The sequence below is a fragment of the Acinetobacter sp. UBA3132 genome (genome assembly GCF_002364825.1).
GTDB classification, from domain to species: Bacteria; Pseudomonadota; Gammaproteobacteria; order Pseudomonadales; family Moraxellaceae; genus Acinetobacter; species Acinetobacter schindleri.
On record NZ_DEZM01000053.1, the window covers coordinates 1 to 10,150 of the forward strand.

The window sequence follows — 10,150 nt, forward strand, 5'->3', positions numbered from 1 at the left end:
TTTAATGAAATTTTTAATTGTCTAGGTAAATAATTTTTATATTTTAAAATTTCTCCGCTTTAGATATTTAAAATAATTTCGATTTATATTTTATGAATCGAGATTATTTTTCAGTTATTTAATTAATTAATAAGATCTAAAATCCGTTTCTCTTTAAACCTAACAGTAAAAATACACCTGATATTAAAGTTTATTTTTTAAACAATTGTTAAAATAAATTTCCATCTTCAATTTTCAGTTCTCTTTTAAACAGGACTTGCATTCAACTATAAAACGCCCAATATTAGCGTCATGATATTAGCTGCTAAATGTTATGCCTGAATTACCAGAAGTTGAAACCACCAAAACCAGTCTCCTGCCTCTCCTTGATCAGCAAGTTCTATACGTGGAGGTGCGTCAGTCAAGCTTACGCTGGCCGATTCCTGAGGATATTGCTCGTCTGCAAGGACAGCGCCTGATTCAACTGACACGCCGTTCCAAATATATTCTGGCGCAATTTGAACAGGATAGGATGCTATGGCATTTAGGCATGTCAGGCAGTTTTCGCTTATGTGAGGCCAGTGAAGAATTGCGTAAGCATGATCATCTGATTATTCAGTTTGAAGATATCCAGCTGCGCTATCATGACCCACGCCGTTTCGGCTGCATCCTGTGGTTAGATGCACAGTCTCAAAGCAAGCTGATTGATACACTTGGGCCAGAGCCACTCAGTGATAGTTTTAATGCTGAATATCTATTTGAAAAATTAAAAAATAAAAATGTTGGCACCAAAGTTGCAATTATGGATAACCATGTTGTCGTGGGTGTAGGCAATATTTATGCAACCGAAAGCCTATTCAATATGGGCATTCATCCTGCACAACCTGCCTCTACCTTGAGTTTTGAGCAGATTGAAAAGCTGGTCATTGAAATTAAGCGCATTTTAAAACAGGCGATTGATCTGGGTGGCTCAACCTTACGCGACTATACCAATGCCATGGGAGAAAATGGCTATTTTCAGCAAACGCTGCTGGCTTATGGTCGTGCTGGGGAAATGTGTGTGAACTGTGAAACCACGCTGGAAAATATCAAATTAGGACAACGTGCATCTGTCTACTGTCCTGAATGCCAGCCGCTAAAGAAGGTAAAGCTTTCCAGTAAACGTGTAGCAGCTGTACGAGGTAAAAACTAATGAAGACTGCAATCGTCCGTCATATTCTGGTCAAAGATAAAGAAACTGCCGAACAGCTCAAGAAAAAGATTCTAGCAGGCGCAGATTTTGCCAAGATCGCTAAACAATATTCGACCTGTAATTCAGCTAAACGCGGTGGTGAACTGGGTGAAGTGAAAAAAGGTCAGCTGGTCCCAGTGATTGATAAACTGGTTTTTACTGCTGCAGAACGTGTTTTGCATGGACCAGTGAAAAGTCAGTTTGGTTTTCATTTGCTAGAAATTAAGTTCCGAATGGATTTTTAATTCCCCTAAATCCCTCTATAAGTAAAGGGGAACTTCTCCTCCCTTTAGGAAAGAGATTGGAAGGAATTAAATAAAAAACGGCGCCTTAAGCGCCGTTTTTAATCCAGGAAGCTTAAGCTTCAGGTCGTTTTTTTAACTCATCACGAATTTCACGTAATAATGCAACATCTTCCGGTGTTGCTGCTGGCTCTGGGTCTACCTCTTGTTTACGACGCAGTTTGTTCATTAGTTTTACTAACCAGAATACAACCCATGCCAATAACAGGAAGTTAATGAGAATGGTCAGGAAATTACCATAAGCAAGGACATTCAGCCCCGCTGCCTGTGCAGCAGCCAGGTTGCTTATATTGTTTGGATTATCTCCTAATACAACAAACCAGTTGGAATAGTCGACATCCCCACCTAGAATCCAGCTCACTAAAGGCATGATGACGTCTTTTACCATCGAGTCAATAATCTTACCGAAGGCGCCACCAATGATCACACCGACTGCGAGATCCATGACATTGCCCTTAACCGCAAATTCCTTAAATTCTTGAATAATACTCATAAAGTCACCTGTTTCTTATACAATTTTCAATTTTGCGATAGATTATACAGGAGTTATATATTTCTATTTAAGCCTAATTGATCAGGTTTATGTAATCTTGTCCAACCTTATCTAGATATATAAAAAAACCGCTGAACAATGTCAGCGGTTTTTTAAACTATTAGTAATCGAACTTATTTAGCACGGTTACGCTTACGTTCGTTTTCAGTCAGGTAACGCTTACGGATACGGATTGACTTTGGTGTTACTTCAACAAGCTCGTCATCTTCAATGAATTCAAGCGCTTGTTCTAGCGTGTATTCAATTGCAGGAACAAGTGTTAACGCATCATCAGTACCAGAGGCACGTACGTTGGTTAACTGTTTTGCTTTAGTTGGGTTAACAACCATGTCATCAGAACGTGAGTTAATACCCACGATCATGCCTTCATAAACTTCTAACTGTGGTTTAGCGAATAGACGACCACGGTCTTGCAGCGTAAACAATGCATAGCCCAAGCAAGTACCTTGAACCATAGAAATCAGTACACCGTTTTGACGTTTCGCAACAGTACCTTGTTTCATTGGACCATAATGCGAGAAGCTAGACGTCATGATACCCGTACCAGAAGTCATGGTCAGGAATTCTGAACGGAAACCGATCAAGCCACGTGAAGGTACAGTTGCTTCAATACGGATACGGCCTTTACCATCAACTTCCATATTGGTCATTTCGCCTTTACGGTGACCCATTTGCTCCATTACAGCGCCTTGGTGCTGCTCTTCAACGTCAAACGTTACGTTTTCATATGGCTCTTGTTTTTCACCATCAATTTCCTTGATGATGACTTGTGGACGAGACACGCCCATTTCGAAGCCTTCACGACGCATGTTTTCAATTAAAACTGAAAGGTGAAGCTCACCACGACCAGATACTTTAAAACGGTCTGGACTGTCAGTGTCTTCAACACGAAGTGCTACGTTGTGGATCAATTCGCGGTCAAGACGTTCACGGATATTACGTGAAGTTACAAATTTACCTTCTTTACCAGCAAACGGTGAGTTGTTGACCTGGAAGGTCATAGACACTGTAGGCTCGTCTACAGAAAGTGCTGGAAGTGCTTCAACTGCTTTCGGATCACAGATTGTGTCAGAAATGTTGAGTGCATCAATACCAGTGATACAAACGATGTCGCCTGCTTGAGCGGATTCAACATCAACACGCTCTAAACCATGGTAACCCATGATTTTCAAGATACGGCCGTTACGAGTGTTACCTTCTTTGTCGATCACAGTCACAGGCGTGTTTAATTTCACTGAACCGCGTTGGATACGACCAACACCGATTACACCTACGAAGCTGTTATAGTCAAGTGAAGACACTTGCATTTGGAATGGACCATCAACGTCAACTGCTGGTGGTTCAACAATGTCTACGATTGTTTGGAACAACGGCGTCATATCGTCAGCAAGTTCTTCAGGAGAAGGACCCGCTACACCACGAAGACCAGATGCATATACAACCGGGAAGTCTAACTGTTCGTCAGTACCGCCTAAGTTATCGAATAAATCGAATACTTGGTCAATTACCCAGTCAGGACGTGCGCTTGGCTTGTCGACTTTGTTAATAATGACAATTGGTTTTAAACCACGTGCGAACGCTTTTTGCGTTACGAAACGAGTTTGTGGCATTGGACCTTCTTGTGAGTCTACAAGAAGCAATACGCAGTCCACCATAGAAAGAACACGTTCAACTTCACCACCGAAGTCGGCGTGTCCCGGGGTGTCCACGATGTTAATGCGATATTCTGTGTTAGTACGTGCATCAGTCCATTTGATTGCAGTGTTTTTTGCAAGGATGGTAATACCACGTTCACTTTCAATAGCGCCAGAATCCATGACACGCTCGATCTCACCCGCGCGATCACCGAGAGCACCTGATTGTTGCAAAAGTTTGTCTACAAGAGTGGTTTTACCATGATCGACGTGCGCAATAATGGCGATGTTACGGAGAGTTTTAATATCTGACATGTAAATTCGATACGTATTAAATTTGAGGGCAAATTATACAGAAAAATACAAAGTTTTGACAGTGACAGTTTGTTGACTTCGTCAATTTTTTTTCCAATGCCTTTTGTAATGACGTGTAACTCGATTAGAATAGCGCCACCCAGCCTTAATTTGCATTGACACATGTCTGTTTTTAATCAATCTCCTCCTTCCAAAGATCAACTTGACCTCGTGTACGGCCTTGAAGATCGCCCTAAACCATTTATCGCATTTCTAGCAGCATTCCAGCATTTACTGGCCATTATTGTCCCAATTGTGACTCCTGGCCTGCTGATCTGTCTGGCACTAGGTGTCTCTAAAGAAGACACTAACATGATTTTATCCATGTCACTGGTAATTTCAGGGATCGCGACTTTTTTACAATCCAAAAAAGTTGGTCCATTTGGTGCAGGTTTGCTGATTGTTCAAGGCACCAGTTTTAACTTTATTGGTCCAATTATTGGTATTGGTTCGGCGATGGTTGCTGCCGGTACACCCGTAGAAGCTGTCATGGCTTCGATCTTTGGTGTGGTGATTGCAGGTTCATTTATTGAAATGGGCGTATCGCAAATCCTGCCATGGATTAAAAAGCTGATCACACCTTTAGTAACAGGGATTGTAGTTTTACTGATTGGTCTGACTTTAATTAAAGAAGGCCTAATCAGCATGGGTGGTGGCTATCAGGCCATGAATGACAAAACCTTTGCTAATGCTGACAACCTGATCATGTCATGTACAGTTCTAGCACTGATTATTTTACTGAATCGTGTGCGCATTACCTGGGTAAAAAGTTCGGCAATTCTGATCGCACTGGTTGTCGGTTATATTCTTGCTGGCTTTATGGGTCACCTGAACTTTGATGGCTTAAAAGATGCTCCACTGGTTCAGATCCCGACACCAATGCATTTTGGATTAAGCTTCTCTTGGAGCTTATTAATTCCAATGGCGTTTATTTATTTGGTGACTTCGCTAGAAGCGATTGGTGACATTACTGCAACATCTAAACTCTCTAACCAGCCAGTCGATGGCCCGACCTGGATGAAGCGTATTAAAGGTGGCGTGTTAGTGAATGGGGCGAACTCTTTACTTGCGGGTTTATTCAATACATTCCCAAGTTCTGTATTTGCACAAAATAACGGTGTGATTCAATTGACTGGTGTAGCGAGCCGTTATATCGGCATCTGGATTGCAGCACTTTTAGTCATTCTGGGTTTACTTCCAGCAGTGGCTGGCGTGATTCAGGCGGTTCCTCAAGCTGTTCTTGGTGGCGCAGTGATGGTGATGTTTGGTGCAGTCGCTGCCTCTGGTATTAACATTCTGTCTGGTATTCACCTGGACCGTCGTGCTCTACTGATCATTGCCATTTCTCTTGCATTAGGCTTGGGTGTGGCGCAGGTTCCACAGATTCTGGAACATCTTCCTGAATTATTCCGTAATATCTTTAGTTCTGGTGTTGCGACCGGCGGTATTGCGGCCTTGATTCTAAATATTGTACTTCCTGAAACAAAGAAGTAAGTTCATGTCCAGAAAACACTGTCTGAGTTGAACTTGGACAGTGTTTTTCTATTGGAGAGATTCCTATGGATGCTAAAAGCGAAGTTTTATTAAGACAATATGATTATTTGTCGGGTCGTGTACTGCTGATTAATCCTCCAACGGATCATCTGCTGGCTGAATTTGATCAATCCATTCAGGCTGCAGTGTGGACATGGAATTATAATGACTACCTGTATTTTCAGGCCCAGAAAGCCAATGTACATTTTGGTGCAGAATTTCCTGAAGGTGAATTTGATCAAGCTGTAATCTTTGTTCCAAAATCCAGAGAATTACTTAATTACCTGATTCACAATGTAGCGGTTTACCTAAAACAAGGCAGCCAAGTATTTTTGATAGGTGAGAAAAAAGGTGGCGTGGAACGCGCGGCAAAACAGCTGCAACCTTATGGTAAAAGCCTCAAACTTGATAGCGCACGACATTGCCAATTATGGCAATTGACACTAGACTGCAACGTCGAGAAAAGAGCATTAGCTGACTGGGCACAAACCTATAGCGTCTCTACTCCCAAAGGCGATTTACAGATTTGTGCACTCCCTGGTGTATTTAGCCAGAATCATCTGGATGTCGGTACAGCAGTTTTCCTGCCCTACCTGTCTGAAGTGACTTCAGGTAAAATTGCCGACTTTGGCTGTGGTGCCGGCGTCATTAGTGCCTATCTTGCCAAGCTCAATCCGAACAATCGTATCTTTGCCTTAGATGTAGATGCTTTTGCATTAGTCTCTACTAAAATGACTTTTGAGAAAAATCAGCTTGAGCCTGAGCAACTTGAAATTAAGGCAGTGAGCGGGATTGAAGATGCACCATTATTTTTGCACGCCATCGTCAGTAATCCACCCTTCCATCAAGGCATTCAGACCAACTATGATGCCAGTGAAAATCTGTGCAAGACTTCACGTTGTCATCTCAAGTCTGGTGGTGAATTATGGATTGTGGCGAACCGCTTCTTAAATTACCCGATTTTAATTGAGCAAAGTTTTGGCCAATGCACAGTCAAAACTGATCAACAAGGCTTCAAGGTGCTTTTCGCCAGCACTCAAAAAAATGTTAAGGAATCATGATGAGCGAAACTCAAAACAGCACACAGCTGCAGCGTAAGCTAAGTGCTCGTCATCTAAATATGATCGCCATCGGTGGATCAATTGGTACAGGTTTGTTCCTGGCTTCAGGTGCAACCATTGCCAATGCCGGACCAGGTGGTGCATTACTTGCGTATGCGCTCATTGGTGTCATGATTTACTTCCTGATGACCAGCTTGGGGGAGCTTGCAACCCATAATCCGACTTCAGGTGCTTTCTTTACCTACGGTACTAAATATGTCGAAGGTGGTTTTGGTTTCGCTTTAGGCTGGAACTACTGGTACAACTGGGCAATCACCGTAGCCTTTGAGCTGGTCGCAGTCCAGTTCATCATGAAATTCTGGTTTCCGGATATTCCTGGTTTTTACTGGAGCGCCCTGTTCCTGGCGGTGGTCTTCGGGATTAATGCACTGACGGTAAAAGGCTTTGGTGAATCTGAGTTTTTCTTCTCCTTAATCAAAGTACTGGCAATTATTGCGTTTATCATCATTGGTATCTTCATGATTGCAAAAATCATGTTAACTCCTGAGGTTGCTACATTTACCAACTGGACCAAAGGTGAAGCACCATTTGTGGGTGGTTTATCTGCCCTGATCGGGGTGGCGATGATTGCCGGATTCTCCTTCCAGGGGACTGAAATGGTCGGTGTTGCTGCCGGTGAATCTAAAGATCCGCAGAAAACCATTCCAGTAGCAATCAAGCAAATTTTCTGGCGTATCCTGTTATTCTATATTGTGTGTATCTTCATTATCGGCACCCTGATTGCCTATGATGACCCACGTCTTTTACAGGCAGCGTCTAGTGAAGATATTGCGCTTTCGCCTTTCACTTTGCTGTATGAGCAAGCCGGTTTCGCTTTTGCTGCCAGTGTGATGAATGCCGTAATTCTGACTGCGATTCTGTCTGCAGGTAATTCGGGCATGTACTCCTCTACCCGTATGCTGTTTGATATGGCACGTAAAGGCAGTGCACCAAAATTGTTTGGTCGTCTGGATGCGCGCGGTGTTCCAATGAATGCACTATATGCCACCACTGCAATCGCAGCATTATGTTTTCTGACAACATTTATTGGTGAACAGGAAGTATTTAACTGGCTACTCAATATGTCTGGTATGTGTGGATTTATTGTATGGTTGGGTATTGCAATATCTCATTATCGCTTCCGTAAAGGATATCTGGCTCAAGGTTATAAACTTGAGGATCTGGCTTATCGCGCCAAGTTCTTCCCATTTGCGCCATGGTTTGCTTTTGTGCTGTGTGCGATTGTGGTCCTGGGGCAAAACTATCAGGCAGTACTAAATGGTGAATGGCTTGCAGTACTTTCTACTTACATTGGTATTTTCTTATTCTTAGCGATCTGGTTAGGTTATAAGTGGAAACACAATACCAAACTCATTTCTTATAAAGAGATGGATGTTCAGCCGATGAAAATAGATCATGAATAATTTTTGATCTGAAAAAGCAGCCATTCAGGCTGCTTTTTTATTGTATTAACTGTGGCGCATAACAAAATTTCGATCATCAATAATGATAGTTTGCTGACAAATTCCCTCTACCCGACGCTGCTGTTCAAACACCTCTTTCCGCATGGACTCAAAACTGTCAAAGAAGCTGATTTCACTTTTATTGATTTCGTACACCAAAGAATGATTCCCTACGCCCTCCAGGGTGTCATAGAACACAATCACAAAACGACCAGCTTCTACATTTTCCTGAATGTCTGCGTAAGACAAGGGCTGTTCTATAACCGGGATTTGTAAACGAGATGCTTGTTGATAGAAATCAATTTCAATTGGCTGTTTATCTGGGTCATGTTCAGTATAAAAATTAACATCCAAACCCAGTGTTTTTAAAGCAACTGCAAGCGCAATACTGGAGGTTCCCATTTCAGGATCATGGCGTGTGAGCTGTACCAGATCCGGAATATGCAGATCTATACCATAGTGATGAAAAATCATCCAGATCGCATAGAGGCCACTATTGGCCTCCAGATTTTGTAAATCTTCAGGAAGTTCCACACTCATGCTCAGACTCAAAAACAGGTTTAGGGCTATGCAGTGTAGTCAAATCAGGGCAATAAAAAAAGCGACTCATAAGAGAGTCGCTTTTTTTAATCAGTGTTCAATAATGAATTATTGAGCAGCTGGTTGTTCAGCTAGTACAGTACGGCTACCAGAAATAGTCGCGAATACACGACGGTTCATAGCACGACCTTCTTTAGTGTTGTTGTCAGCAATCGGTTGATCCCAAGCGAAACCTTGAGTAGACAAACGAGAAGCATCAACGTTGTATTCGTTAACTAGTGAAGATTTCACAGAGTTAGCACGAGCAAGAGATAAACGTTCGTTCAGTGCACGTGGACCAGTGTTGTCAGTGTGACCTTCGATACGAGCAGTTGCGTTTGGATATTCAACCAATTTTTCAGCAACTTTCGCGATTTCTGGTTTGTACTGATCTTTGATGTTAGATTTGTTTGTATCAAAGAATACACGAAGTTCCATGTTCAGGTCTTCAGTCAACTCTTGTGGAGCTGGAGCAACTGGAGCAACTGGTTCAACTGGAGCAACTTCTACGACTGGCGCAGCAGGTTTCAAGTGGCCACCAAGAACTACGTTTAAACCAGCAAGCGCTGTGTAGTTCCAGAAATCTTCGTCGATGTTATAAGTTGCACGAGCTTCTGTACGTAGAGACAGAGCATCGTTTAAACGCCAGAAAGCACCTAGACCAGCATTACCTAAAGTACCTTCGTCATCTTTAAGACGCGCATCACCATCTAAATCATATTCATACTTGTAGTGACCAGCACCTAAAAGTACGTATGGTTTGATTTTGCTGTCATAGTTTTTAGTGATCAGATCAGAAGTAACGTAGAAGTTACCATTGATTTGAGTTTGCTTATACTCACCGTAAGAAGCTTCGCTGTCTTCGATATCACCTTTCACTTGGTTATATTCAGCTTCAAAGCCTAACCATGGAGTCAGTTCAACACCAAGCGCAGCACCTACGAATAGGTCGTCTTGAAGCTCAGGAGTTTCACCATATAGATGATCTTCATAGCTGTTGTTGTGTTTAGTATCTTGCCAAGTGTAACCAACCAGTAGTGGAGTAATAGTTACGCCTGCGTTTGCAGCAGCTAAAGGAGCAGCTACAAGCATTGCTAAAGCAATACGACTCATTTTCATGGATTTATCCTCCAGAGATAACAAATTGTTGTTCAAGCTCAAGCCTAAATTGGCTTTCCTGAGATAGGCTTCTTTTACCCCAGTTTTATTTTTAAGCTATTCACAGGGAATCATACAAACACTGAATAAATTTTCCAAGTGCTTGATTAATCTAATCAAGTAAATTATTGACAAAATTACTTACAATTTCCGTTGTAATTCGGTAAATTTTTACTCAATTTTTTATTGTGAATACCTTATTGTCTCTTACCTAATTTTAACAGCTTTCTCCTATTTCAAGTACAAAAATACTAGGTAAATAAA

Annotated in this window: 9 protein-coding genes; 5 read left to right on the forward strand and 4 right to left on the reverse strand. The window is 42.0% G+C overall.

Annotated features, from left to right (window positions below):
• Window positions 1–313: 313 nt before the first annotated feature.
• Window positions 314–1,171: a bifunctional DNA-formamidopyrimidine glycosylase/DNA-(apurinic or apyrimidinic site) lyase gene (gene mutM / locus B4033_RS02220; protein WP_286831763.1), complete on the forward strand. Its 858-nt coding sequence runs from the start codon at window positions 314–316 to the stop codon at window positions 1,169–1,171.
• Window positions 1,171–1,455 carry a peptidylprolyl isomerase gene (locus B4033_RS02225; RefSeq protein WP_004891582.1) on the forward strand — a complete coding sequence of 95 codons (285 nt, stop codon included), beginning with the start codon at window positions 1,171–1,173 and terminating at the stop codon, window positions 1,453–1,455. Before mutM ends, B4033_RS02225 begins: the two co-directional genes overlap by 1 nt.
• Before the next feature lie 112 nt (window positions 1,456–1,567).
• Here the strand turns inward: B4033_RS02225 and mscL are convergent, their stop codons facing one another.
• Together mscL and typA are read right to left on the reverse strand one after the other, a co-directional pair.
• Window positions 1,568–2,005, reverse strand: a complete 438-nt coding sequence (gene mscL, locus B4033_RS02230; RefSeq protein ID WP_163169255.1) for a large conductance mechanosensitive channel protein MscL — start codon at window positions 2,003–2,005, stop codon at window positions 1,568–1,570.
• Window positions 2,006–2,178: 173 nt separating this feature from the next.
• Window positions 2,179–4,014: a translational GTPase TypA gene (gene typA, locus B4033_RS02235; RefSeq protein WP_004814517.1), complete on the reverse strand. Its 1,836-nt coding sequence runs from the start codon at window positions 4,012–4,014 to the stop codon at window positions 2,179–2,181.
• Window positions 4,015–4,176: 162 nt separating this feature from the next.
• On the opposite strand from typA, the gene B4033_RS02240 reads away from it, so the two are divergent.
• The 3 genes from B4033_RS02240 to B4033_RS02250 all read left to right on the forward strand — a co-directional run bounded on the left by B4033_RS02240 (window position 4,177) and on the right by B4033_RS02250 (window position 8,110).
• Window positions 4,177–5,547: a uracil-xanthine permease family protein gene (locus B4033_RS02240; protein WP_286831768.1), complete on the forward strand. Its 1,371-nt coding sequence runs from the start codon at window positions 4,177–4,179 to the stop codon at window positions 5,545–5,547.
• A gap of 65 nt (window positions 5,548–5,612) precedes the next feature.
• Window positions 5,613–6,647, forward strand: a complete 1,035-nt coding sequence (locus tag B4033_RS02245; protein ID WP_286831770.1) for a methyltransferase — start codon at window positions 5,613–5,615, stop codon at window positions 6,645–6,647.
• A complete protein-coding gene (locus tag B4033_RS02250; RefSeq protein ID WP_286831772.1) occupies window positions 6,647–8,110 on the forward strand; it encodes an amino acid permease in 1,464 nt (487 codons plus the stop codon). Before B4033_RS02245 ends, B4033_RS02250 begins: the two co-directional genes overlap by 1 nt.
• Before the next feature lie 45 nt (window positions 8,111–8,155).
• On the opposite strand, the gene B4033_RS02255 is transcribed toward B4033_RS02250, so the two are convergent.
• Together B4033_RS02255 and omp38 are read right to left on the reverse strand one after the other, a co-directional pair.
• Entirely contained in the window at window positions 8,156–8,689 is a 534-nt protein-coding gene (locus B4033_RS02255) for a cysteine peptidase family C39 domain-containing protein (protein WP_286831774.1), read from the reverse strand.
• 108 nt (window positions 8,690–8,797) lie between these two features.
• Complete coding sequence (omp38, locus tag B4033_RS02260) at window positions 8,798–9,847, reverse strand: outer membrane protein Omp38 (RefSeq protein ID WP_076754170.1); 1,050 nt, start codon at window positions 9,845–9,847, stop codon at window positions 8,798–8,800.
• Window positions 9,848–10,150: the final 303 nt, after the last annotated feature.

Excerpts from the sequence above, each read along its gene's own strand:
- mutM (WP_286831763.1), top strand. The coding sequence starts at position 314 with ATGCCTGAATTACCAGAAGTTGAAACCACCAAAACCAGTCTCCTGCCT.
- B4033_RS02225 (WP_004891582.1), top strand. The coding sequence starts at position 1,171 with ATGAAGACTGCAATCGTCCGTCATATTCTGGTCAAAGATAAAGAAACT.
- mscL (WP_163169255.1), bottom strand. The coding sequence starts at position 2,005 with ATGAGTATTATTCAAGAATTTAAGGAATTTGCGGTTAAGGGCAATGTC.
- typA (WP_004814517.1), bottom strand. The coding sequence starts at position 4,014 with ATGTCAGATATTAAAACTCTCCGTAACATCGCCATTATTGCGCACGTC.
- B4033_RS02240 (WP_286831768.1), top strand. The coding sequence starts at position 4,177 with ATGTCTGTTTTTAATCAATCTCCTCCTTCCAAAGATCAACTTGACCTC.
- B4033_RS02245 (WP_286831770.1), top strand. The coding sequence starts at position 5,613 with ATGGATGCTAAAAGCGAAGTTTTATTAAGACAATATGATTATTTGTCG.
- B4033_RS02250 (WP_286831772.1), top strand. The coding sequence starts at position 6,647 with ATGAGCGAAACTCAAAACAGCACACAGCTGCAGCGTAAGCTAAGTGCT.
- B4033_RS02255 (WP_286831774.1), bottom strand. The coding sequence starts at position 8,689 with ATGAGTGTGGAACTTCCTGAAGATTTACAAAATCTGGAGGCCAATAGT.
- omp38 (WP_076754170.1), bottom strand. The coding sequence starts at position 9,847 with ATGAAAATGAGTCGTATTGCTTTAGCAATGCTTGTAGCTGCTCCTTTA.